Genomic DNA, 23,882 nt, shown 5'->3' with positions numbered 1-23,882 from the left:
GTTTTGGCATGTCTCCCAATTGCAAATTGGAAATCTCAGTCATATGATGACTTACGAGAAATTTAACCAAAGGAGACAGCATGAGCTTCAGCCGCAGGGGATTCTGGCAACGTACGCTCGGTGCCGTGGCATGTGCCGCGGTACTGGGTAGCTTCGCAAGCACGGCAACCGCCGCACCGGTTGCGCTGAACATCGTCGACGTGGCCGGCAATCTCGCGCTCACGCAAAAGGGCTTCGAGGCTTTCCGCGACAAGTACCCGGATCTCGTCTCCAAGATCACCTTCACCAATGCGCCTGCACCGCAACTGCCGGGCAAGATCAAGGCCATGCAAGCGGCTGGCCGCTCGGATATCGATATCGTGCTGACGGGCACCGATGCGCTCGCCGCCGGTATCCAGCAAAACCTCTGGCAACGTCTGCTCCCCGACTACAGCGCGAAGCTGCCGGGCGTGCTCGACAAGTACGCCCCGAACGTGCGCGCGATGCAGGAGCTGTCGAAGGGCTACGGCCTGGCCGTCACGTTCATGCCTGCGGGACCGCTCGTCGAATACAACCCGGCCAAGGTGACGAACCCGCCCAAGACGCCTGCCGAACTGCTCTCCTGGTGCAAGGCAAATCCGGGCAAGTTGATTTACGCGCGTCCGGCCAACTCGGGCCCGGGCCGCACGTTCCTGATGGGCCTGCCGTATCTGCTCGGCGACAAGGATCCGCACGACCCGATCAAGGGATGGGACAAGACGTGGGCGTTCCTCAAGGAACTCGATTCGTGCATTCCGTACTACCCGGGCGGCACGTCGGCGGTGATGAAGGAGTTGGGCGAAGGCAGCCGCGACATGACGCTCACCGTCACCGGCTGGGATATCAATCCGCGTGCGCTGGGTATCGTGCCTGCGACGTTCAAGATTCAATCGTTCGACAAGTTCACGTGGGTCAACGACGCGCACTACATGGTCGTGCCCAAGGGCGTGGCGAAAGAGAAGATGGACGTGATCCTCAAGTTGATCAACTTCATGCTTGAACCGGCTCAGCAGGCGCTCACGTATGACGATGGTTACTTCTATCCGGGCCCGGCGGTGAAGGACGTACCGCTGTCCGCCGCCCCGGCGAAGAGCCAGGAAACGATCGCGAAGTACGGCCGTCCGGAATACGCGAAACTCATCGCCGATTTCCCGCACGCTGTGCCGCTCGATGCGACGGCGATGGTGGCTGCATTCCAGAAGTGGGATGCCGAAATCGGTTCGCTGAAGTCGAAATAAGGGCTGCGTCATGAAGCACAACTTTCAACAACTGCGCCTCGATCACGTGGCGCGCAGCTTCACCAACGCCGAGGGGCAGTCGGTGGCCGCGTTGAACGGCCTCGATCTGACCATCGAGCGTGGCGAGTTCATCGCGCTGCTGGGGCCTTCGGGCTGCGGCAAGTCGACGGCGCTCAACTGCATTGCCGGACTCACGCCGCTCACGGGCGGCGCGATCTGGCTCGACGACGAGCGCATCGACGTACTGCCCAGCGAGAAGCGCGGCTTCGGCATGGTGTTCCAGAACTACGCGCTGTTCCCGCACATGAGCGTGCTCGATAACGTGGGCTTCGGTCTTCGGATGCGCGGCACGCCGCGCGCCGAGATCGAGAAGCGTGCCCGCGAAGCCTTGCAGCTCGTGCAACTCGTCGGGCACGAGCGCAAGTTGCCGGGGCAGTTGTCGGGCGGTCAGCAGCAACGTGTCGCGATTGCGCGTGCCATCGTGATCGAGCCGCCGGTTGTGCTCATGGACGAACCGCTGTCGAACCTCGACGCGAAGCTGCGTATCGAGATGCGCGCCGAAATCCGTCGCATTCACGGCAAGCTCGACCGCGCGACGATTTACGTCACGCACGATCAGGACGAAGCGCTCTCGATGGCGGACCGCATCGTCGTGATGAAAGAGGGGGTGGTGCAGCAGATCGGCGCACCGCGCGACGTGTATGGCCGTCCGCGCAATCTGCACGTGGCGCGCTTCATGGGCTATCGCAATGTGCTCGACGTGTCGATCACGTCGGCACAGGGCGAGCATGCCCGCGTGTCGTGCGGCGGGGCGTCGTTCGACGGTGTGTTGATGGAGCCGCCCGCCAGCGGTGGCAAGGTCGAAGGCAAGGTTTCCGTGGCGATTCGTCCCGACGATTTCGAGCGCGCACCGGCCGCTAACGACAACGCCTTCGAAGTGGTGGTCGAGACGGTGGAGTACGGCGGTCGCGATTCGCTGCTGCGCGTGGCGTCGCCGTTCGGTCAGTTGTACGCGCGTTTGCCGGGCGATTACGCCGTCGGCGAGCGCGTGCCGCTGCGCGTACCGGCCGACCGCACGCTGGTCTACACCGGGGAGCGCGCATGAGTGCCGCCGCTTCTGTGTCGATGACACCGGCGGCGCGTGCTGACGGGCGCGGCTGGCTCGTCGCGCCCGCGCTTGTGTGCCTGATCGCGATGTTCGTCTATCCGTTCGCGTACGGTCTGTTCCTGTCTTTCCAGCCGATGGAGGGTGGCGGCGTTTTCGCGAACTATCTGAAGTTCTTCACCGAGCCGACGTTGTGGCCGACGGTGCTGATCACGCTCAAGCTCGCCGTGCCCGCCACGCTGATCAACGTGGGGGCATCGATCCCCGCGGCGTTCGCGTTGCGCAAGAGCACGCGGGCGTCGAAGTTCGTGACGATGCTGCTGGTCGTTCCCGTAACGCTCGGCACCGTGCTCATCGCCGACGGCATGCTGACCTACTACGGGCCGAACGGCTGGTTCCCGCAGGCGTTGCATGCGTTGGGGCTGTATCACGACGAAGTGCGTCTCACGCACAATTATTGGGGCGTACTGATCTCGCTGGTGATCTCGGGCTTCCCGTTCGCGTTCCTGCTGATCCTGTCGTACGTCACCGGTATCGATCCGACGCTCGCGCGCGCGGCGGGTACGCTGGGTGCCGGGCCGTGGCAGCAATTCCGTCTGATCTATCTGCCGCTGCTGGTGCCGGGCCTGACGATGGCGGCGTGTCTGTCGTTTGTGCAGGCATTCTCGGTGTTCCCGTCGGCGGTGCTGCTCGGCGTGCCCGCAGGGGCGACGCGCGTGGTGTCGATTGCCGCGTACGAAGCCGCGTTCGAGAGCTACGACTACTCGCTCGCATCATGCGTGGCGATTGTGATGGGATTCGTGCAGTTGCTGATCGTGGCGGGCATGCTCGGCGCGCGTCGGGCGTTCTATAGCGGTCCGACCACGGGAGGCAAGGGATGAGTGTCGCAGACAAGAATCCGGCCGGTACGCTGGCCGCGCAGAACGGAGATTTCATGACAACGCAGGCGCCCGTCAGCCAGTCGGCAGCCGTTCCCGAAGTCAGGCGCAAAATGCGCCGCGAAGGGCCGGGCTCGCGTCTGTGGCGCGTGCTCGTCTGGGGCACGATGATCTTCTTCCTCGTGAACGTGGCGCTGATGATCGCCACCGTCACGATGAACTCGTTCGCCACGCGCTGGTTCGGCACGCCGCTGCCCGAAGGTTTCACGCTGCATTGGTACGCGCAGGCATGGCGCGACTTTCAACTCGCCGATGTGCTATGGGTGACGGTAGAAGTCGTGGGCGCAGTCGTGCTCCTGTCGATTGCGCTGGGTGTGCCTGCGGCGTATGCACTGGCCCGAGCGCAGTTCCCCGGCAAGAAGCTTGCGATGCTGGTGTTTCTGTTGCCGCTGATTGTGCCGCCGGTGACGTACGGCATTCCGATGGCGACCGTGCTTTACAAGGTCGGACTGGGCGGCACGCTCACGGGCGTAATTCTCGCGAATCTCGTGCCGTCGCTGCCGTTCGTGATTCTGGTGATGACCCCGTTCATCGAGCAGATCGATCCGAACCTCGAAGCCGCAGCGCGCATTTTCGGTGCGAACACGCTGAAGTACTTCCGTCACGTGTTGCTGCCATTGCTGGTGCCGGGCATTCTCGCGGCGGGGCTGCTCGTGCTCGTGCGCACCATCGGCATGTTCGAGCTGACGTTCTTCACCGCCGGTCCGGACACGCAGACGCTGGTCGTCGCGCTCTACTACGCAGTGTTCTCGACCGGCGTGAGAGCCCCGCAGTCTATCGACGCGATGGCGATGATCTACATGGCCATCACGTTGCTCTGGGTGCTCATCGCGCTGCAATTCGTGAGTCCGACGCAGTTGGTCAGCCGCGTCAAGGAAGCGCCGAAGGGCGAGTGATCGCGGCGTCTGCATTGTTGGCTCCGGTCGCTTCCAGCTGGAAGCGACCGACCGACAACGTGAGCGCCTGCGCCTGTTGCTGCAACATCTGCGCGGCCGCGCCGGCATCTTCCACCAGCGCCGCGTTGTGCGACGTCACCTGATCCATCAGCGCAATCGCGCGATTCACTTCCTCGATTCCCTGCTTCTGCTCGTGGCTGGCGGCGCTGATTTCGTCCATCGCGTTGCTGACCTGCTTCACGCGCGCCACGATCTCGCGCATCGTCTTGCCCGCGTTCTGCACGAGCGTCGTGCCCGAGGCGACTTCTGCGACGGACGCGTCGATCAGTTGCTTCACTTCCTTCGCGGCTGCTGAGCTGCGTCCGGCGAGGCTGCGCACTTCTGCTGCGACCACCGCGAACCCCTTGCCCTGTTCGCCCGCACGTGCGGCTTCGACGGCGGCGTTCAGCGCGAGGATGTTCGTCTGGAAGGCGATGCCTTCGATGACCGCAATGATGTCCACGATCTTGCGCGACGACGTGTCAATGGACGACATCGTCGTGACCACTTGCTCGACCATGTCGCCACCTTGCTCCGCCATCTCGGCCGCGCGGTGGGCGAGATCGTTCGCGCCGCGCGAGTTGTCGTCGTTCTGGCTGACGGTCGACGTCAGTTCTTCCATCGCGGCGGCGGTCTGCTCCAGCGAACTGGCCTGCTCGGCGGTGCGTGCGGCGAGGTCGCGGTTGCCCGAGGCGATGCGGTGGCTGATCGCCGTGACGTCGTGCGACGCGTGGCGCACTTGCGTGACCGCATGGCGCAGATTCGTCGCCATCTCCGCGAGCGACGCCATGATGCTCGTGTCGTGTTCGCGGTTCGATGCGTTTGACGTATTCGATGCTGCGCGTCCGACGTCGAACTCGTGGTACAGCTCGCCACGATCCACCGCCAGCGCCAGCGCTTTGACGTCGTCCGGCTCTGCGCCCAGCGCACGTCGCAATTGACGCGTAATCAGAAACGCCATGACCGCGCCGCACGTCAGCGCGACGAGCACCAGCGCGAGCATCACGGTCTGAAAGCCGTGTGCGCTCGCGACGGCGGCCATCGATTCCGTGTGACTGGTGCGGTCTTCGAGATCGATCATGCGGTTGATGGCCGCGAGCCAGTCGACGAAGGCCGGACGCGCCTGTTCGAGCACGAGACGGCGCGCGCCGTCGAGGTCGCCCGCGCGGCGCAGTGTGATCACCTGCGCGATGATCGGTTGCGTGCGCGCTTCGATGGACTTGATCGCGGCGAGATCGTCGCGTTCTTCTGCGCTCACGCGTTCGGCGTTCGATGGCGCAAAGAGGGCGTCCATCGGTCCGGCAGAGCGCTGATAGTCGGCGTTCAGGCGCTCGATGAGCGCGACGATTTCGTCGACATGGGTGTCGTCGGCCAGCGTGATGTCGCGCACGGCGATGGCGCGGTCGTGCACGCTGCCGCGAAAGTTCACGGCGTACTGCTGCTTCACATTGTTGTTGTCGCTGATGTTCGTGAGCGTGCGCTCGATGCCATGCACGCGAAGCACGGCGAGCGCGGCCAGCGCGAGCATCATCGCGAGGATGACGGTGAAGCTCAGCCCGAGCCGGGCGGCCACGCTCATTCGGGACTGACGGGGTAACGACGGTGTATGCGAAGAGGTGTGTGAGGCGGTGTGCGGAGCGGCTAATGCAGATGCGCTGGATGAGGCGTTCATGTGAATGTGTCCGGTCTGATCGTTTTTATACCTGACGCGCATGGGCGGTGCATCGCGGCGCGTCGGTGCGCGGTTGGGCGCATTGCCCGACGGGCAAACGTCTGGCAGACGGCGATTATTCCGCTTAGGCAGAGTCGATAGCGGTCAACGGTCCGTTGAGGCGACGCGCTTGAGTATGCGTTGTGCCTGTTGGAACTCCCGACGGATCAGACGCGATATCGGCCACTTGGCGTGCTGCGCCGCAACAATAAATATCTTAAGAAAGGTGTGGAATAAAGGGTCGGCGCGAAGCGTTCAGAGAGTGTCGACAACGACATTTCACTCAGGAGCCAAAGTCATGAACCAACGTCAATCGATGTCCGCTGTTCTCACCAGCCTCGTGGCTGCCGCCGGTCTGTTCGCTGCTGCTGCGGCCCACGCGGAAGTCCCGCTCAAGACGGCCGACGGCATGCTCGTCGACGCGCAGAACCGCACCGTCTATACGTTTGACAACGATGTGGCAGGCAGCGGCAAGAGTGCTTGCAACGGCGGATGCGCGACGGCCTGGCCGCCGGTCATGGCCGATGGCGGTGCCAAGGCCGAAGGCAACTATTCCATCGTCACGCGCGACGACGGTATGAAGCAGTGGGCCTACAAGGGCAAGCCGCTGTACCTGTTCGCGAAGGACGCGGCCGCAGGCGACAAGAAGGGCGACGGCTTCAAGGACGTGTGGCACGTTGTCAAGCCCTGAGCAGGCGCTGACGGGATTCTGACGGGGAGCGGCGCGTGTTGGCATATCGGCGGGCTGGGAACGCGCATGCAAAGTCGCGGCGGCTCAGTATAATTTCGCGGCAGGTGCCAGCGGTACTCGCTGGCGATGCTTCGGACTGGGTGGCCGTCACGCACCCTCCGCCAGGAAATTCGCCGATGACCGGTCAGGATTTACCCAGCTTGCTTCCGGGCTTGCTGCCACGCCTCTGGGCGTTCGCCTTGCGCATTACGGGCGATCGCCATGATGCCGAGGATCTTGTGCAACGCGCTTGCGTGCACGCGCTGGAGCGCGTGCACCAGTGGCAGCCGGGATCCTCGGCGTTGAGCTGGATGTTCAGCATCGTGCATACGACGTGGATCAACGAGATCCGCGCGCGGCGCGTGCGTTCGCGCGGCAGTCTGGCGTGGGACGAAGCCGACGTCGATGCGATTCCCGATTTTCAGGCATCCACGCCCGAAGAACTGGCCAGTTGTCATCAGGTCTTCGGTGCGGTCGACCGTCTGCCCGAAGCGCAACGTCTCGTGTTGCTGCTCGTGGCGGTGGAGGGTATGAGTTATCAGGAAGCGGCAGAAGTGCTCGACGTGCCCATCGGCACGGTCATGAGCCGTCTGTCACGCGCACGCCGTACCATCGGCGACCAGTTTCGTAACCCCGAGGGGCAACCCCGCACGGCAGAGCGCACCCTTCGGGGTGGCTCGGCCGCTGGCGCACGTGAGGAGGACGCGTGATGAACGAAGACGATATCCGCCTGCTCGCTTACGTGGACGACGCACTGCCTCCGGCGGAGCGTGCGGAAGTGGAAGCGGCCATTGCCGCGTCGCCCGAACTGGCCGACGCGGTTGCGTCGTTGCGGGCCTCGCGTCTGCCGTATCTCGAGACGTTCGCGGCGCAAGTGATTCCGCCGGTGCCGCAGAGCCTGAGCGCCGGTCTCGACGCACTCCTGCGCGAACACGCGCAACGTCAGGCCTCGCCGCCGACTCAGTCGGTTCAACAGGACACGCACGCACCCGACGCCATTAAATCTACGACATCGCTACCGTTGCAGCCCGTGCGTGTCGACACGACGCACAACGTGCCCGCTGCCAACGATGCGCCTGCCGGACGACGCGTGCGCCCGTGGTGGCTCGCGGCGGCCTTCGCGGCGGGTGTTGCGGCGACGGCGATTACGCTGCCGTTGATGTCGGGCGTGCTGAATCGCTCGGGTGCGGGGGGCTTCATGACCGCCTCTGTCACCCCTGCGCCCGCGCAGGGCCGGACATGGGTGCGCGCAGCGGCCGAGTATCAGCAGTTGTATGCGCGTGACACGGTGGCGTCGATTCACGTCGACGACAGCGACACCGAGCGCACCGTCAACGAGATCCATCAGAACGACAAGCTCGACATCAGCGTGCCCGACCTGCGTTCGCAGGGCCTGACGTTCAAGCGCGTGCAGCGTCTGCGCTGGCAGGACCGGGCGCTGGTGCAGATGGTGTATCTCCCGGCGACGGGCGACCCTGTGGCGCTGTGTGTGGTGCGCGATACGCGTCCCGATCAGAGCGTGGCGGAGCAGCAGATCGACAAGATGGGCGTGGTGACGTGGCGCAAGGGACAGATCGGCTATGCGCTCATCGGGGCGCCGGGGTCGACCGATCTCAAGGCCGTGGCGAAAGCACTGGCCGACGGCCCCGTCGCGCCGCTTTACGGGATGTTGATGCTGCGGGACCTGACCTCGCTGCAGTCGCCGTATAAGGCTTCATAACGACCGTCGCTTTCTGTCCGTACGTCGCACCAAAACAAACGCCCTCGAATCCGAGGGCGTTTGTCATTGCGGGACAGCGATTGCGATTACGCTTGTGCGAGCGCGCCATCGCGAAGTCGCCACAGACCGAGCGGATTGCGCTCCTGCAAGGCTTCAGGCAAAAGAGCGTCCGGCAGATCCTGATAGCAGACGGGGCGCAGGAAGCGATCGATGGCCGATGCGCCGACAGACGTGAACATCGCGTTCGACGTCGCCGGGAACGGGCCGCCGTGCACCATCGCGTGACACACCTCGACGCCGGTCGGGAAACCGTTGGCGAGAATGCGTCCGGCGCGACGTTCCAGACTCGGCAGCAAACGGCGAGCGTTAGCCGTGTCGCCAGCGTCGAGTTGCAGCGTGGCCGTCAACTGACCTTCCAGACGTTCCGTGATGGCGATCATTTCGTCGACGGTGTTGCAAGCAATCACGACCGACGCAGGCCCGAACATTTCGTCGTGCAGCGCGGGGGTGGCGAGAAACTCGGCGGCCGTCGTGCGGAACAGGGCCGCCTGACCCTGACATGCGCCGCCCGCCTGACCGCGCGCGACGAGCGTCACGTTCGGTTCATCGGCCAGACGCGCGACACCCTTGTCATACGCCTGATGAATGCCCGGCGTGAGCATGGTGCCTGCGGCCTTGGCTGCCAGCGCGTCGGATGCCGTCTGGCAGAAACGTTCGAGCGCGTCGCCCGCGAGGCCCAGCACCAGCCCGGGGTTCGTGCAGAACTGACCGACACCCATCGTCAGCGAATCGACGAAACCCTTCGCGATGGCGTCGCCGCGTGCGGCCAGCGCTTCGGGCAACAGGTACACCGGGTTGATGCTGCTCATCTCGGCATACACGGGAATCGGCACCGCGCGCGACTGGGCGATGCGTTGCAGTGCGAGACCGCCATTACGCGAACCGGTGAAACCGACGGCCGCGATCGCGGGATGCGCCACCAGTGCCTCGCCCACGGCACGCTCGCCGACGAGCAGCGAGAACACGCCTTCCGGCAAATCGAGCTTCTGCACGGCCGAGCGCACGGCGCGTGCCACGAGCTCCGACGTTCCCAAATGCGCGGAGTGTGCCTTCACGATCACCGGGCAACCCGCCGCGAATGCCGACGCCGTATCGCCCCCCGCCACGGAGAACGCCAGCGGGAAGTTACTCGCGCCGAACACCGCCACGGGGCCAAGACCGATCTTCGACAGACGCAGGTCGCTGCGCGGCAGCGGTTCGCGTGCCGGTTGCGCGGGGTCGATGGTGGCGTCGAGGAAATGGCCGTCGCGCACCACGCGGGCGAACATCCGCAACTGGCCGACGGTGCGTCCGCGCTCACCTTGCAGACGGGCGACGGGCAGGCCGGTCTCGGCGTGGCCGCGTTCGATCAGGGCGTCGCCCAGATCGAGGATGGCCTGCGCGACGGCTTCCAGAAACTCGGCGCGCTTCGCCAGCGGCAACGCGCGGAACGGATCGAAAGCCGCGCGCGCCAGCTCGCACGCACGCTCGACGTCCTGCACGGTGCCCGCGCCGAACGACGGCGTCAGGCGTTCGCCACGCGACGGGTCGAACGCTTCAAGCGTTCCCGCACTGCCGCGCACGTCGGCGCGGCCGATCAACATCTCACCGGTAATCTGCATGCGGCGCCCCTTAGCCTTCGACCTTCTTGATCAGCGCGTCGAGCGCGGCGAGTTCGTCCGGCAGCAGGTCGGTCAGCGGTGCGCGCACCGGACCGGCGTCGTGACCGACCAGTTTGGCACCCGCCTTGACGATGCTCACGGCGTAGCCTGCGCGACGGTTGCGAATCTCCAGGTACGGCAGGAAGAACACGTCGAGCAGGTGGCCGATGGTCTCCTGATCGTTGTTGCACACGGCGCGATAGAACTTCATCGCCGTCTTCGGAATGAAGTTGAACACAGCCGACGAGTACACCGGCACGCCCAGCGCGCGGTAGGCCGCTGCGTAGACTTCTGCCGTCGGCAGGCCACCCAGATACGAGAAGCGATCGCCCATGCGGCGACGAATCTGCACCATGCGCTCGATGTCGCCCACGCCGTCCTTGAAGCCGATCAGGTTCGGGCAGTTCTCGGCCAGACGCTCCAGTTGGTCCGCGCCGAGCTTCGAATTCGCGCGGTTGTAGACGATCACGCCGATGTTCACGGCTTTGCAGACCTGTTCGACGTGCGCGGCAATGCCGTCGAGGCTGGCTTCCGTCAGGTAGTGCGGCATGAGCAGCACACCCTTCGCGCCCAGACGCTCGGCTTCCTTTGCGTACTCGATGGCCAGACGGGTCGGGCCGCCCGCGCCCGCGAGAATCGGCACCTTGCCCGCGCACGTGTCGACGGCCGTCTTGATCACGGCGCTGTAATCCTGCGGCGTGAGCGAGAAGAATTCGCCCGTGCCGCCGGCGGCGAAGAGCGCCGTCGCGCCGAACGGCGCGAGCCACTCCAGACGCTCGGCGTAGCCGCGTGCGTTGAAGTCGCCGTTCGCGTCGAAGTCGGTCACGGGGAAAGACAACAAGCCGTCCGAGACGATTTGCTTGAGTTCTTGAGGTGCGGTCATTTCAAGAGTTCCTGTCGGCTGATGGGCCGGATTCGATGAATAAAGAAGGCGCTCAACCAGCGCTCGGCGCTGAGTTATATGTCATCGTATAACATGTGATGAGGCCGGACAAGAGGCTGACCCGTCGAATGGCAGTGGGATAAACCCGCAAAAGGCGTGGGAAGGGTTTTTCCCGATTCGCGCAGAGGCCCGTAAAGCCACGCATGGCTGGGGTTCTAGATGTATGATGACACATAAGTGACGGGTGGTTGAGCGAACATCAACGACCGCCCGTGGTTTTTGTGTCATGGCCCGGGTGATGCGACAGATCGCAGGTATCGAGAAAGGCGAACGTCGTGGAACGCGGGGCTGGCGGGATGAGATGGGAGGGGTGAGGGACATGGCAGCAACGCAGGAGACGGCCGGCGGGAAAGACGCGCCGCGCTACATTCGGATGCAGGCAGAGGACAACGTCGCCATCGTGGTGAACGACGGCGGCTTGCCCGCGGGTAGTCGGTTTGCGGACGGACTCACGCTCATCGATGCTGTACCGCAGGGCCACAAGGTGGCGCTGATCGATCTGGCCGCAGGCGCTGCGGTGGTTCGCTACGGCGTGGTCATCGGCTACGCGGCGCGCGATCTGAGCGCAGGCAGTTGGGTCAACGAGCGGAACATCGCGATGCCCGAAGCGCCGTCGCTCGACCGTCTGCCGATCAGCACGCGCGTGCCTGCCGAATTGCCGCCGCTTGACGGCTTCACGTTCAAGGGCTATCGGAATGCCGATGGCTCGGTCGGCACGCGCAACATCCTCGCCATCACGACCACGGTGCAGTGCGTGGCAGGCGTGGTGGAGTTCGCCGTCAAACGCATCAAGGAGACGTTGCTGCCCCAGTATCCGAACGTCGACGACGTCGTCGCGCTGGAGCATACGTATGGCTGCGGCGTGGCCATCGACGCACCGGACGCCATCGTCCCGATCCGCACGCTGCGCAACATCTCCACCAATCCCAACTTTGGTGGCGAAGTGATGGTCGTGAGTCTCGGCTGCGAGAAGTTGCAGCCGGAACGTTTGCTCCCGGCGGGCAGCATTCCCATCGGCAGCACCGATGCCGACGGGAAGCCCGACACCGTCTGTCTACAGGACGACGCACACGTCGGCTTTCTGTCGATGATCGATTCGATCCTGACGATGGCGCGCACCCATCTGGAGCGACTCAATGCGCGTCAGCGTGAGACGGTGCCCGCGTCGGAGCTGATTGTCGGTGTGCAGTGCGGTGGCAGCGACGCGTTCTCCGGTGTGACGGCCAACCCGGCAGTGGGCTTCGCCACCGACCTGCTTGTGCGTGCGGGCGCGACGGTCATGTTCTCCGAGGTGACCGAAGTGCGCGACGGCATCGACCAACTGACTTCACGCGCGGCCACACCGGAAGTGGCCGAGGCGATGATTCGCGAGATGGCCTGGTACGACGCATACCTGGAGCGCGGGCGCGTCGACCGCAGTGCCAACACCACACCGGGCAACAAGCGCGGCGGGTTGTCCAATATCGTCGAGAAGGCGATGGGGTCGATTGTGAAGTCGGGCAGCGGGCCCATTCACGGCGTGATTTCCCCGGGCGCGAAGCTCGACCGTGAACACCAGCGCGGGCTGATCTACGCCGCGACGCCCGCGAGCGATTTCATCTGCGGCACGCTGCAACTGGCCGCAGGTATCAATTTGCATGTGTTCACGACCGGGCGTGGGACGCCTTATGGACTCGCCGAGGTGCCCGTCATCAAGGTGGCGACGCGCTCGGATCTGGCGCGTCGCTGGCACGATTTGATGGATGTGGATGCCGGACGGATCGCCACGGGCGAGGCCACCATCGAAGACGTGGGCTGGCAGTTGTTCCACCTGATGCTGGCCGTCGCAAGCGGTGAAAAGACGTGGGCCGAGCGATGGGGGCTGCACAACGCGCTTACGTTGTTCAACCCGGCGCCGGTGACCTGAAACCGGCGCGTCGATGTGCTGGCGCGCAGTTCAGAGTTCGGCTTGCGTCTGCGCGAGTCCGAATTCGAGCATGGCGGGCACGAAGCAGTGATTGAGCGTGTCGCGCCGTGACAGCTTCGTGAGGACGTACCGGCGAAACGGCGTGAGCGTGCCCCAGTCGCCGACGTCCGGCACCAGCAGGTCGGCCATCTCGCATTGCTTGAGCAACCCCGGCGGCAGGGCGTTCATGTCCTGCCACGCCGTGGGGGCGGCGTCGACACTGCGCTCGACGGCCTGCCCCAGATGATCGCGCGCGATCTCGTCGAGTCGCGCCGTAAAATCCTCGTCGCCCGGCACGCACGACGCGAGCGTCTCACGGGCTTCCTGCGGCAGGCGTTGCCAGTCCGCCAGCGACAGATGCTGGCCGTTACGATCCAGATTGAAGCGAATCGCCATCGTGATGTATTTGAGGTTTTCGCAAGCTTCAATTTCGAAAACAAACATCGGCAGACGCTGGTAAAGGTGCATGGCTGTCACTCCTCGTGTGGCGACGTATCGCATGCGGCCGATTGTACTCGCGCCCCGAGGGCGATTGCGGACGGGGTGCGCGCATGACGATGCGGCATGGCGACGCATCGACGCGGAGAATCTGGCCAATGTGGCACCGCTTTCGGCGTCCCTCTCGCGGGTAATGTCTTTCCAAAATTGCCAATTGTTCTTGGGAAAACTCTCAAAAACACTCGGGCGAACACTGAAAATTTCCATCGTTTCGCGAGACGTCCCGTAGCACGGAAAGGCTGACTTTGAGCGGCCGCCCAGCGATTTCGGACAGTTCACATTCCTTGCAATGTGAAGCGTCCTAGAGATTCGGTTCTTTCCCAAGGCCGTCCGGATTTCCTAAGGTAGGCGTTCTGCCGATCCATTCCCGATTCACCCCCGACAGGAGCCGACATGCCACCCCGTACGTCAAATGCGTCGCCGATGCCATTTCCCTTTCTTCCCGTAGTCCTGGAGTCGCCCAAGGCGTCAACGTCGCACGGCTCAGCGGCGTCGCCCGAGGTGTCGGAGCCTGCGAGCCGTGCCAGTGCCGTACGTAGCAAGCCGCGCACGAGCCGTCGCCTGGCGGTGGTCGAGGCTGCACAGCCGCCGGGTATGGGCGGCGATGGCGGCTGCTCGTTGAGGGTGGACGTGGTGCGCAGCATCGCGCCCGAATGTCTGACGTTGCTTGGAGCCATCGTCCGATGAGCGCCGTTGCGACTCGCCCGGTGTTGCGCGCGCAAGACGATGCGGGCGGAGAGGCGTCGGTGTCGGCGGGTGGCGCGGTGTGGGTGATCGCCTCGCCGCACGCGCAATGGACATGTGCACCGGACGCCGTGACCGTATCGTCCTATGAGGTGTCGTGCACGCTGCACGAGGCGCCCGTCGACACGGCGTTGTGGCTCGAACGCATGAAGCATGGCGTGTTGCTGGCGCAAGCACCTGTGCGCGGGACGTGGCTGGCAACGCTTGTCGACGAAGCACTGGTGCACGTGTTGCCTGCAACACCTCGCGACAGTCAGGACATCGTGCCCGCGTTCGGGCAGATCTGCGACGCATGGGTGCGCGGCATTTTCGCGTCACCGTTCTGGACACGTTTCCTCGCGGGCGAGTCGAGCGACATTCAGGTACTGGCGTTTCTCGCGCAGCTCTACCATCGCGCGGCAGGGGCCGATGTCCATAATCGCATTGCGGTGGAGCGCTGCACCGACGCGGCGCTGCGGCCGCTGCTGCTACGTCAGTACCGGGAGCAGCGCGGTCAGTCGACGATGCTGGCCGCAGGGTTGTTGCGATGCGGCCCGGCGGCGCGCACGTTTCTGGACAGCGGTGCCTTCGATGCGACGCACGCGCTGATCGACTTCATCATCGGCGCGGCGGGTGACATGCCCGCTTACGTCGGGTGTTGTGCGCTGTGTCAGGCGCCCGCAACGGTGCGCGCGGCCAGCGAGATCGAAGCGCAGTTCGAGGCGCTCGCGCAGCGCTATCCGTCGGCGGCCGACGGCTTCGCGGCCGTCTGCGCGCATGCCCGGCATGACGCAAGCGTGTGCGGTGGCACGGCGCTGCTCGCGCAATGGGTCGAAGACGCGGGCGAGCCGGACGTGCCGTCGCGGCTGCGGATGTTGCGTGGCGCGTATGGGGTTGCGGCGGCATACCGGGCGATGTTCGACGCGTTGCATCGGCTCGACGAAGAGCTCTGATGAGAGAGGCACTGCGCAGTCCTGAGGTCGGCGAGCAACGCATGCCCCCGATTGGGGCATGTCACTCGTATAATGGCGTCCCAACGGCGGGGGCGGTTGCGGCTCCACGCCGTCCGCCCCCTGACCATGACAACCCAACTCGCCTACCTCGCCGCGCTCGGTGCCGCCCTCTGCTGGGCTTGCAGCGGCATGATCGCCATCACGCCTGTCCGTCAGGCCGGTTCGTTCCCCTTCAACTACGCCCGCATGCTGCTGGTCTTCGCGATGCTGCTGTTCGCACTCGCGGTGCTGCGCGGCTGGCCGTCGCTGTCGCTAGAACAATGGTTGCGGCTCACAGCGTCGGGGCTGATCGGCATTCTCGTGGGCGACACGATTCTTTACACGTCGCTCGGGCGCCTGGGGCCGCGACGCAACTCCATCGTCTTTGCAACCAATGCGCCGATGACGGCCGTACTTGGGTACTTCTGGCTAGGCGAAGCGCTGGGCTGGCGGGCGGTTGCGGGCGTTGCGCTGGTGACAGCCGGGGTGGCGCTAGCCATCGCCTTCGGCGGCCGTCGCGAGGATGCGCACCACTGGGAGTCGGTACGCGGCGACGTGCGCGTGGGTGTCGCCATCGGGTTGACGGCGGCGCTGTGCCACTCGATCGGGACGCTCATCGCCAAGCCCGTGATGGCGGCTGGCGTGGATCCGGTGGGGGCGTCGGCGGTGCGTGTTGGCGTGTCGGCGCTCGGGTTGACGATCCTTGCGGCGCGACGCGGGCGAGGCATCTTCTCGGACTTTACGCCGGGCACGCTCGCGCTCACAGCGGCCTCCGGCTTCGTCGGCGTGGCCGTCGGCATGACGTTGCTGCTGTATGGCATGGGGCATGGCAACACGGGCGTCATCGCGACGCTCTCGGCGACCACGCCGGTGATGGTGTTGCCGCTGCTGTGGATTCGCACCCGGCAGCGTCCGGCAGCGGGCGCCTGGTGGGGTGCGCTGATCGCCAGCGCGGGGGTGGCGCTGATCTTTAACCGCTGACGTTGAAGGGGGTGCCTGAAACGCCTAGCGCGTGACGGGCGTTTGCAGGGCGTCGGCGCTCTGATGCGACGCTTCGGTGCCAAGCGTCGGCACCTGAACGTCCTGTACGGGTGCGGGGCGCGGCACGCTCGGCGTGAGCAGGCGTCGCAACCAGGCGGCGATGCGCTCGAAGACACCCGGATCGTCGTTGAACAATTCGGGACGCAGCACGCCCAGATACTCCAGAATCTGATCCGCTTCCTGAGCGCCGACCGAGCCGTAAATGACGGCAAGATCGAGCAGCGCGCGCAGCTCACCAAGCTTTTCGCGGGCTTGCAGCGAGCGGGCGGTTTCGACCGCGCGCTTGGCTTCGAACACACGTTCGCGCAGCACCGACGCGGTGCGCCATGCGGGCGTCTGCAACGTGGCCTCCAGCGTTCGCAGGTCCTGCGCCGACGTCACGATCTGACCGGCGAGCGATTCCACGATGCGCTCCTCTCCCTTCGCTTCCCGCACGATGCCCTCGGCCCAGCGGCTGGCCTGACGCGCCATGTCTTCGCGCGACCATTCCGGGCGCGAGACGAAATAGAACCCGTGCTGACGCGCCTGATTCAGGATGATCGAAACGACGTCCGGAAACTGCTTGTCGAACGTGCGTTTGGCCCATGCGTAGTGGCCCCCCGCGAGCAGTTGGGCGACGGCGGCTTCGGTGAGCGGCACGGTGCTGTCGAGCAGGCGGGCGCGCAGGAAGTCGTCGAACGGCGGCGGCGTGAAGTGACGGTCGACGGCAGCGGAGATGCGCACGAAGGCGTCGAAATCCTTTTGCAGGTCGGCCAGCGCGCTGTCGGAGAGCGTAAGGGCGATGCGGCTCATCGTGACCGGCTCCCGGTCGCGGAGAAAGCGTGTCCGCCCCACGCGAACGAAGTCGCGTCGGCCGGTCGAGTGTCGGTGCGAGTGCCCGTGTGAGTGAGGCGGGCCACAGGCGGAGCCGCCGGAGCCCGTGCCACGTGCATCCCCATTGCGCGTGAAGTCATGTGCAGCGATTCGTATCAACGGTGCGCTGCGGTCATGGCCGTGCGCTGTGAGATGGGCTGTCCCGCCGGACGTTTGTCACGTCCATGGCGGGCAGCATGAGTCTGCATGCATCAACGGCACAACGGTGTAAAAACTTTAGCCTCCGGGGCGCATTTTCTTTCAACGCCTTGTGGAGACGGCCCCCGGATCACTCCCCGTTGGCGGGGCGCAGCAGGTAGACGGCGAAGCGCGAGCGGGCGTCGAGCCAGACGCGCTCGATATCCCATCCGGCGGAGTTCGCGAGTGCGCGGAACTCCGTCTGTCCATATTTGTAGGAGTTCTCAGTATGGATGGACTCGCCTGCCGAGAAATCGAAGCGATGGCCGAGGACGGTGGCCGAGAATGCGCGCTGTGCGACCAGATGCATCTCGATGCGGCTAGCCTTCGCGTTGAAGCGGGCTTCGTGACGGAAGGCGTCCAGCGGCAGATCGCCGTCGAGTTCGCGGTTGATGCGCACGAGTACGTTCAGATCGAACTGCGCCGTCACCCCGCGCGCGTCGTCGTACGCGGGCAACAGCACGGCGGGATCCTTGCACGCGTCCACGCCGACGACCATGCGTCGGTGCGGTCCGAGCATCTTGCCGACATGCGCGAGGAAGGCGGCCGCCTGTGCGGGCGCGAAGTTGCCGATCGTCGAGCCGGGGAAGAAGCCGAGGCGTGGCCCTTGCGTGTTGTGCAACTGCGGCGGGAGGTGGAACGGGCGGGTGAAGTCGGCACGCACCGGTAGCATCGGAATGCCGGGACAGCGGCGCGCGAGTGTGGCGACGGCGTCGTCCAGAAAGTCATCGGCAATGTCGACGGGGACATACGCGCGTGGCGTCACGAGGGCGTCGAGCAGCAACGGTGTCTTACGGCTCGACCCGCTGCCGAACTCCACGACGACGGCGTTTGGTCCGACGACATCGGCGATGGCGGCGGAGCACTCGCCGAGCAGGGTGGTTTCGGTGCGCGTCTGGTAGTACTCGTCGAGGCCGGTGATCTCTTCGAAGAGTTCGCTGCCGCGCTGATCGTACAGCCAGACGCTGGGCAGCGTCTTCGGCGTGTGACCGAGACCGGCGAGCACGTCGGTGGCAAAGGCGTTTTCCGGCAATGACGGGCAAACGAACGCCGTGGCTTGTTGGGATTGTGTAGCTTGCAACATCAGCGGTCCTCCGCGAGCCTCAGGCCGCAGAACTGCCAGCGCTGATGCGGGTAGAAGAAGTTACGGTACGTGGCGCGTGCGTGGCCCGGCGGCGTGGCGAGCGATCCGCCGCGCAGCACGAACTGTCCGCACATGAACTTGCCGTTGTACTCGCCGACGGCCCCCGATGCCGTCCGGAATCCCGGGTATGCGACGTATGGACTGGCTGTCCATTGCCATACCGGGCCAAAGCGCTGCTCCATCGTGGGTTGCATTGGTGACGAAGTACGGCCACTGCCGCTTGCCGCCACCTCCCACTCTTGTTCTGTCGGCAGACGCTTGCCCGCCCAGCGCGCGAAGGCATCCGCTTCGAAATAGCTCACGTGTTGCACTGGGGCGTCGTCGTCGACGGGCTGCATGCCTGCGAGCGTCATCGACTGCCATTCGCCGTCGTGCAGCTCCCAGTAAAGCGGATGTCCCCAGCCTTCACGCTGTACCGTCGCCCAGCCGTCCGAGAGCCAGAGTCCGGCCATGCGGTAGCCGCCGTCTTCGATGAAGTCGCGCCATTCGCCGTTCGTTACCACGCGCGACGCAATCGCGAACGGTCGGACCAAAACGTCGTGCGCGGGCGTCTCGCAATCGAAGGCGAAGTGACCGCCAGAACGGCTGTCGTCACCCGGATGCCCGATGCTGTGTTGACCGCCGCCGTGCTCGATCCATTGCAGCGGCGCACTCGCGTGAAGCGCTGCCGATGGCGGACGATGGGCGGGACGCAGCGGATTCTGCGCGAAGAGATGCAGCAGGTCGGTGTGCATCAACTCCTGATGCTGCTCTTCGTGATGCAGGCCGAGCGTGATGAGCGCGACGGTGTCGGGCGCGAGATCGGGCTGTTGCAAGAGCGCGTGCATGGCAGCGTCGACGTGGCGGCGATAGGCGAGCACTTCGTCGAGCGTGGGGCGTGTGAGCAGCCCGCGCTGCGGACGCGGATGACGTGGACCGGCGGCTTCGTAATACGAGTTGAAGAGGTAGGCGAAGCGGGGGTCGTAGGGGCGGTAACGGGGGGCGGGTCGCCCGGCCGCAACGTTCGCCTCGCTCAGCAGAAACGTCTCGAAAAACCAGGTGGTGTGGGCCAGGTGCCACTTGATGGGGCTCGCGTCGGGCATCGACTGGACGGTGGCGTCGGCGTCCGAGAGGCCTTGCGCGAAGGCGACGGACGCGGCACGCACGGCGTCGAAGCGAGCATGCAGGGACGTGACCGGCGACGTGACGGGCGACATGATCTGCGAGGCCGTCGCCGCATTGGCAGACGGCCCATCGCGAGCGGTCCGCGAGGGGGATGCATTGGGGGAGGTGCCTGAGGGCGCCTCGGCTTGCGACGTACAACAGGGGACGGTCATAGGAAATATCCGGGGACACACCGTGCTGTGAAACGTGCTGCCTATTGTAGACCCGTTGCCGGGGCGTCATGTACCCCCAGTTTGGGGCCAGTATGTGACGGTTCGTAACGACGGTTGACGCTGGCGGTCGTCTGCCTGCATCGCTGCGCGCCATAAGCCTGAGCGCTGTGTCGGAGGATGCCTACATCAACCAGCCAGTGAGGCCGAGCAGGCTGCCTGCGGCGATGAGCCACAGCGGGTTCCAGCGGGTGCGCAGGGTGATGCCGACCGCGACGAGCGTCACGAGTCCGCGCGCCACGTTGATATCGACCTCCCGGGCGAGCAGCGCGCTGCTGGCGGCGAGCAGACCGACGGTGATTGGCGCGAGACCGGCGCGTACGGCGCGGACCCAGGGTGAGTGTTCGTGACGGTCCACCCATCCGCCAACCAGATACGCAAGGAGCGAACTCGGGGCGCATTTGGCGAGCGTGGCGGTGAATGCGCCGGGCAGTCCGGCGGCTTGCAAGCCGATCAGGGTGACGGCCATGCCGTTGGGGCCGGGCGCGGCCTGCGCGAGCGAGAAGAAGGTGACGAACTGGGCGTCGGTAATCCAGTGTCGGGTGTCGACGGCGTAGCGATGGATGTCGGCGAGCGTGACGTTGGTGCCACCGACGGCGAGCAGCGACCAGAGCGAGCCATGCAGGAACAGATCGATGAGCGTGGTCATGATGGTCAGGGCGTGGCGTCGCCTTGATGATGCTGCCGGTCGCGCTTGTCGAGCCGCTCAAGTCGATAGGCACTCAGGATCGCGCAAGGGCCGAGCACCCCGAGGACCAGTAACAGCGGCAGTCCGAAAACGAAACTGCCGAGGAAGGTTGCGGCGGCGAACGCGAGTGTCGTCCAGTGGCGTTTTAACCCGGCAAGTAGACGCACCGACGTCGCAATCACCAGACCGGTCGCCGCAGGCATCAGGCCGGACAGCAGGTGTTGGACGAGGGGTGTCTGTCCCCACTTGGCGTAAGCGAAGCCGATCAGGATGATGACGATGGTCGGGCAGAAATAGAGACCTGCAACGGCAGCGGCGGCTCCTCGCGGGCCGCGAAAGCGACGGCCGAGGACGGTGGCGATATTGGCGACGTTGGGGCCGGGCAGGAGTTGCGCGAGCGGGAGCAATTCAGCGAATTCCCGGTCGGTGAGCCAGTGGCGCTGGTCGACCACCATACGGCGTGCCCACGGCAGGACACCGCCGAAGCCGGTCGCGCCGACGGTGCCGAAGGCGAGCGCAAGGTCCCAGCAGGTGGGGTGTTCGGTGGGGTTGGGGGTAGCGGAACTGGGGGCTGACGACGCGGGGTGTGACGCGTCTGACGGCGGGGAAGCGTGGGATGTCACGATTGTCCGTTGCCGGGGGGATGGTTGTGGCCTTGCAGGGGGCCGTGGAGTTCGTGTTCGAGGCGCACGACTTCCTGAGCGACGAGTGCGATGGCGTTACGGATTTCCATGAGCGCGGTGTAGAGGGCTTGCGCGTTCTGGGGGGAATGCATGGCGACGTCGCGGGCGGCGGTTTCGATGGCGTCGAGCGACAGGGCGATGCGGTCGAGATTCTCCAGCATGGGCGATCTCCGTTGACGCGCACAGTGCGTGCATACCCCCATGATACCCAACTGACGTATCTCGGTGGGGGATGTTAGAATGCGTGCCCTTGCCGGGGTGATGAAATTGGTAAACATAGCGGACTTAAAATCCGCCGCCTTCGGGCTTGCCGGTTCAAGTCCGGTCCCCGGTACCACTAAGGCTTCGAGCCACATCAAGCCAAACACAGTAATCCCTATTGTTTCAGGGGTTTGTATTGGATGTTCTGTTTCAGTAGCTGTGCAGTAGCGTAGTAAAAGGTAGCCCAAGAAAGCTATTTTCGCTTGTCAGTGCACCAGATTTGCACCCAAATTTGCACCAAAAGGTTTGCGAACTCTCAACTGTTTGAAGCCAGATGGAAGTCCTGACGCTCCTCGTCCCAAAAGGGGCAGCAAGGCTCCTTTCGAAGGTATTCGATGGCGAGCCGTTCGACGTTCAAAGTCCTTTGCCTTGTGCGCAGGCGCTCGCTCAGTTGCAAATGCTCACCGAATGGCGTCCTGACAAAAATTCCTTGTTGGGCTCTGTGAGTACCGACACTATCGAGTTGCGCATCTCGCATGTCTTCATACGAGGAAATGGCACGCGGTTCCGAGGGCGCTTACTGACAAGCGGCGAGGGGTCGTTACTCGTCGGATCGTTTATGTCTTCAGGTTATAGCCGCTTCATTACCGCAGTGATCTTGGTATTGGTGGGCGTTATGCTCTTCGGTGGGCTGTTCGGTGGCCTCTATCAAGCTTTTACACAAGCATCCAGTCTGCTCAATGCGCTGACAGTCACCGGATTCCTGCTGGTATGGGGGGCAGGCGTGTGTCTAGTGGGTTGGCTCGTGGTATGGAATGGCGCACCGGCACGCAAAGATGTTCTAGAGATATCGACAGCTATCCGGCATGCCTTGCGGGGTCGCGGGACTTAGTCCAAGTGTGTGCCTCCAGGATGCGCGACTGGCTGAAGTCGGCCAATTTCGGTCAGTCGACGTGACCCGACCAGATCGTCGACAATTCGACATTATCAAGAGCGGCGTTGAACGGATGGAGGCAAATATGGGACCCAACGGGCAAGAGCTTATTGAGGTGTTGGCCAAACTCGCCGATCTACTTGAAATCAACGGCGGACGGCACTGGCGCGCTTGGTTGCTTCGTGCCAAAGCTCGTTTAGAAAATGCGGATTACTCCGGTATTGAATATTTGCTTCAAGCGTACGGAGGTATGGGCTCGTTCAATGACTTTGTTGCGCCACAGAGCGCTATAGAGGGGCATCCCACCGGGAAACCCGGGTACGTTGAACTGAACGATGAGATAGATGCTTTAAGAACTAAGGCGTGGGAGATTGCAACAGACATAAAGCGCAACCACGAAGTCCAGCGCACCTAACCATTGAATTCATTTCGACTAACCGCGTCAGGCAGATCTCGGCCAATTAGGGACATCCAACAAATCCCGCAGAATTGGCGACAATCGGGACGAGCTAAATATATTGCGCAACCATGTCCAACGATCAACGAACCGTTTGCCACCGATTCGGTGCAGAATACATGCCGCCAGAGGCGAGCCAGAAGGTAGGGATCGCGCTTGGATCTCTTGAGGGTGTGCCGCTTCACGCGGTTCGGCTAACCCCGGAAAACGGTACGTGCGGTTGGTATATTTACGGCGGTGACTACTCATCGGACGCGGACTTCTATCAGCCGCTCCATGTCGCCCACTTGATCGAGCGTTGTCCGAACATTGTCCCTTACTTGGCACTGCCGCCGGGATGGCGTGTATTGCTTGCGCCCGACTATGAGGATGTCTGGTTCGATGGTGAGTTGCTGGTCACTGAACGCTCGTGACGGATAGGAACGGACGGTCAATTTCGTGCCTTGATTCATTGACACCTTCACGGCCAAGTTGACTGGATGCGCCGTCAGCTACCTTTTCTTCAACAGGGCCGCGTAGTAGTCGGTGATATTGTCCTCCGTCCCCTTGGTGATCCGATTGAACACCCGTCTCCATGGCCAGAAACTGGAACTTGTGGTAGTTCGAAAACCCGGGAATCGGCTTTCGCCGAGGGTGACCATACCCCATTCGCCACCATGATTGCGGCGATACACTTCTCCGACGTAACTTCCATAGGCTTTCGCAAATGACATGACTTGCGCGTCCGTTGGCTTGGGACTAGTGCTGACGTAGGATGAACTCATTTGCGCCAAGACCTTTTCGACACTTGCAATACTCGCGTCCGACCAGTCGAGTTTTATTCCAAACTGTTTCGCGGAGAAGTCAACGGCGTCTAGCGAGTACGCTTCCGCGATTTTCTGGATTTTTGCATCAGGGGAAAAGGTCTGGCCGGACGGGGTTTCTGCCAACGCAACTCCACAGCGAACGCAAGCCATCAGGGCGATCAACGCTAATAGGAAGCGCTTTGCGATTGTTTTCAAGAGGATTCCCACTGCAAGATTACTCTGACTCGCTCCAGCGAATTAGAGTGTTGAATGATCGCCTCGACCGATCTCATACGCCGGAGCGGCCTATAAGCAATGTGAATGGCAACT

General features: G+C 63.9%; 25 protein-coding genes and 1 tRNA gene. 15 read left to right on the top strand and 11 right to left on the bottom strand.

Annotated features, from left to right (window positions below; genetic code table 11):
• Positions 1-80 precede the first annotated feature (80 nt).
• From PCO31010_RS12050 to PCO31010_RS12035, 4 genes are read left to right on the top strand one after another with little or no spacing between them, the layout of a single operon-like run.
• A complete protein-coding gene (locus PCO31010_RS12050; protein WP_150664469.1) occupies positions 81-1,256 on the top strand; it encodes an extracellular solute-binding protein in 1,176 nt (391 codons plus the stop codon).
• Between the two features lie 10 nt (positions 1,257-1,266).
• Positions 1,267-2,361 (top strand): ABC transporter ATP-binding protein, encoded by a 1,095-nt coding sequence (locus PCO31010_RS12045; RefSeq protein WP_150664468.1) that lies wholly within the window; start codon positions 1,267-1,269, stop codon positions 2,359-2,361.
• Entirely contained in the window at positions 2,358-3,242 is an 885-nt protein-coding gene (locus PCO31010_RS12040) for an ABC transporter permease (RefSeq protein ID WP_150576152.1), read from the top strand. The genes PCO31010_RS12045 and PCO31010_RS12040 overlap by 4 nt, the downstream gene beginning before the upstream one ends.
• 53 nt (positions 3,243-3,295) lie before the next feature.
• Entirely contained in the window at positions 3,296-4,195 is a 900-nt protein-coding gene (locus PCO31010_RS12035) for an ABC transporter permease (RefSeq protein ID WP_150664597.1), read from the top strand.
• Here the strand turns inward: PCO31010_RS12035 and PCO31010_RS12030 are convergent.
• Positions 4,170-5,813, bottom strand: coding sequence for a methyl-accepting chemotaxis protein (locus PCO31010_RS12030; RefSeq protein ID WP_246184566.1), 1,644 nt, complete (start codon positions 5,811-5,813; stop codon positions 4,170-4,172). The genes PCO31010_RS12035 and PCO31010_RS12030 overlap by 26 nt on opposite strands.
• 430 nt (positions 5,814-6,243) lie before the next feature.
• Between PCO31010_RS12030 and PCO31010_RS12025 the strand changes: the two genes are divergently transcribed.
• The 3 genes from PCO31010_RS12025 (at position 6,244) to PCO31010_RS12015 (ending at position 8,395) form a co-directional block, all read left to right on the top strand.
• The gene (locus tag PCO31010_RS12025) at positions 6,244-6,636 is read left to right on the top strand and encodes a COG4315 family predicted lipoprotein (RefSeq protein ID WP_084103996.1); all 393 of its coding nucleotides are present in this window, start codon (positions 6,244-6,246) and stop codon (positions 6,634-6,636) included.
• 176 nt (positions 6,637-6,812) lie between these two features.
• Positions 6,813-7,385, top strand: a complete 573-nt coding sequence (locus tag PCO31010_RS12020) for an RNA polymerase sigma factor (protein WP_150664466.1) — start codon at positions 6,813-6,815, stop codon at positions 7,383-7,385.
• Positions 7,385-8,395, top strand: coding sequence for an anti-sigma factor family protein (locus PCO31010_RS12015; protein WP_174984659.1), 1,011 nt, complete (start codon positions 7,385-7,387; stop codon positions 8,393-8,395). The genes PCO31010_RS12020 and PCO31010_RS12015 overlap by 1 nt, the downstream gene beginning before the upstream one ends.
• Before the next feature lie 86 nt (positions 8,396-8,481).
• On the opposite strand, the gene PCO31010_RS12010 is transcribed toward PCO31010_RS12015, so the two are convergent.
• Complete coding sequence (locus tag PCO31010_RS12010; RefSeq protein ID WP_150664465.1) at positions 8,482-10,056, bottom strand: aldehyde dehydrogenase (NADP(+)); 1,575 nt, start codon at positions 10,054-10,056, stop codon at positions 8,482-8,484.
• A 10-nt stretch (positions 10,057-10,066) separates the two neighbouring features.
• Positions 10,067-10,978, bottom strand: coding sequence for a 5-dehydro-4-deoxyglucarate dehydratase (gene kdgD / locus PCO31010_RS12005; RefSeq protein WP_150664464.1), 912 nt, complete (start codon positions 10,976-10,978; stop codon positions 10,067-10,069).
• Positions 10,979-11,357: 379 nt separating this feature from the next.
• Between kdgD and garD the strand changes: the two genes are divergently transcribed.
• On the top strand, positions 11,358-12,944 hold the full coding sequence (garD, locus tag PCO31010_RS12000; RefSeq protein WP_150664463.1) for a galactarate dehydratase: 1,587 nt from the start codon (positions 11,358-11,360) through the stop codon (positions 12,942-12,944).
• A 30-nt stretch (positions 12,945-12,974) separates the two neighbouring features.
• Here garD and PCO31010_RS11995 read toward each other — a convergent pair whose 3' ends face one another.
• Positions 12,975-13,451, bottom strand: coding sequence for a nitrate reductase associated protein (locus PCO31010_RS11995; RefSeq protein ID WP_150664462.1), 477 nt, complete (start codon positions 13,449-13,451; stop codon positions 12,975-12,977).
• Between the two features lie 453 nt (positions 13,452-13,904).
• Here PCO31010_RS11995 and PCO31010_RS11990 point away from each other — a divergent pair, with 453 nt between their 5' ends.
• The 3 genes from PCO31010_RS11990 (at position 13,905) to PCO31010_RS11980 (ending at position 16,177) form a co-directional block, all read left to right on the top strand.
• Positions 13,905-14,168: a hypothetical protein gene (locus PCO31010_RS11990; RefSeq protein WP_150664461.1), complete on the top strand. Its 264-nt coding sequence runs from the start codon at positions 13,905-13,907 to the stop codon at positions 14,166-14,168.
• Complete coding sequence (locus PCO31010_RS11985; RefSeq protein ID WP_150664460.1) at positions 14,165-15,157, top strand: hypothetical protein; 993 nt, start codon at positions 14,165-14,167, stop codon at positions 15,155-15,157. Before PCO31010_RS11990 ends, PCO31010_RS11985 begins: the two co-directional genes overlap by 4 nt.
• A 126-nt stretch (positions 15,158-15,283) precedes the next feature.
• Positions 15,284-16,177, top strand: coding sequence for a DMT family transporter (locus tag PCO31010_RS11980; protein ID WP_150664459.1), 894 nt, complete (start codon positions 15,284-15,286; stop codon positions 16,175-16,177).
• Between the two features lie 24 nt (positions 16,178-16,201).
• On the opposite strand, the gene PCO31010_RS11975 is transcribed toward PCO31010_RS11980, so the two are convergent.
• The 6 genes from PCO31010_RS11975 to PCO31010_RS11950 form a co-directional block, all read right to left on the bottom strand.
• The gene (locus PCO31010_RS11975; RefSeq protein WP_150664458.1) at positions 16,202-17,029 is read right to left on the bottom strand and encodes a DUF4088 family protein; all 828 of its coding nucleotides are present in this window, start codon (positions 17,027-17,029) and stop codon (positions 16,202-16,204) included.
• 349 nt (positions 17,030-17,378) lie between these two features.
• The gene (gene egtD, locus PCO31010_RS11970; RefSeq protein ID WP_150664457.1) at positions 17,379-18,371 is read right to left on the bottom strand and encodes an L-histidine N(alpha)-methyltransferase; all 993 of its coding nucleotides are present in this window, start codon (positions 18,369-18,371) and stop codon (positions 17,379-17,381) included.
• Positions 18,371-19,627, bottom strand: coding sequence for an ergothioneine biosynthesis protein EgtB (gene egtB / locus PCO31010_RS11965; protein WP_150664596.1), 1,257 nt, complete (start codon positions 19,625-19,627; stop codon positions 18,371-18,373). Before egtB ends, egtD begins: the two co-directional genes overlap by 1 nt.
• 301 nt (positions 19,628-19,928) lie before the next feature.
• A complete protein-coding gene (locus PCO31010_RS11960) occupies positions 19,929-20,453 on the bottom strand; it encodes a chromate transporter (protein WP_246184565.1) in 525 nt (174 codons plus the stop codon).
• A gap of 5 nt (positions 20,454-20,458) precedes the next feature.
• The gene (locus tag PCO31010_RS11955; RefSeq protein ID WP_150664455.1) at positions 20,459-21,115 is read right to left on the bottom strand and encodes a chromate transporter; all 657 of its coding nucleotides are present in this window, start codon (positions 21,113-21,115) and stop codon (positions 20,459-20,461) included.
• The gene (locus PCO31010_RS11950) at positions 21,112-21,336 is read right to left on the bottom strand and encodes a hypothetical protein (protein WP_150664454.1); all 225 of its coding nucleotides are present in this window, start codon (positions 21,334-21,336) and stop codon (positions 21,112-21,114) included. Before PCO31010_RS11950 ends, PCO31010_RS11955 begins: the two co-directional genes overlap by 4 nt.
• Before the next feature lie 91 nt (positions 21,337-21,427).
• Here PCO31010_RS11950 and PCO31010_RS11945 point away from each other — a divergent pair.
• The 4 genes from PCO31010_RS11945 to PCO31010_RS11930 all read left to right on the top strand — a co-directional run bounded on the left by PCO31010_RS11945 (position 21,428) and on the right by PCO31010_RS11930 (position 23,180).
• Positions 21,428-21,512: transfer RNA gene (locus tag PCO31010_RS11945), tRNA-Leu, on the top strand.
• A 198-nt stretch (positions 21,513-21,710) separates the two neighbouring features.
• Positions 21,711-22,268 (top strand): hypothetical protein, encoded by a 558-nt coding sequence (locus PCO31010_RS11940; protein WP_150664453.1) that lies wholly within the window; start codon positions 21,711-21,713, stop codon positions 22,266-22,268.
• 61 nt (positions 22,269-22,329) lie between these two features.
• Positions 22,330-22,725 (top strand): helix-hairpin-helix domain-containing protein, encoded by a 396-nt coding sequence (locus tag PCO31010_RS11935; RefSeq protein ID WP_217426155.1) that lies wholly within the window; start codon positions 22,330-22,332, stop codon positions 22,723-22,725.
• A gap of 113 nt (positions 22,726-22,838) precedes the next feature.
• On the top strand, positions 22,839-23,180 hold the full coding sequence (locus tag PCO31010_RS11930; RefSeq protein ID WP_150664452.1) for an immunity protein Imm33 domain-containing protein: 342 nt from the start codon (positions 22,839-22,841) through the stop codon (positions 23,178-23,180).
• A gap of 78 nt (positions 23,181-23,258) precedes the next feature.
• Here PCO31010_RS11930 and PCO31010_RS11925 read toward each other — a convergent pair whose 3' ends face one another.
• Complete coding sequence (locus tag PCO31010_RS11925) at positions 23,259-23,768, bottom strand: hypothetical protein (RefSeq protein WP_150664451.1); 510 nt, start codon at positions 23,766-23,768, stop codon at positions 23,259-23,261.
• Positions 23,769-23,882 lie beyond the last annotated feature (114 nt).

This window comes from Pandoraea commovens (assembly GCF_902459615.1).
Lineage (GTDB): Bacteria > Pseudomonadota > Gammaproteobacteria > Burkholderiales > Burkholderiaceae > Pandoraea > Pandoraea commovens.
The sequence above is the reverse complement of the archived record's forward strand: the minus strand, read 5'-3'. Positions and strand labels throughout refer to the sequence as shown.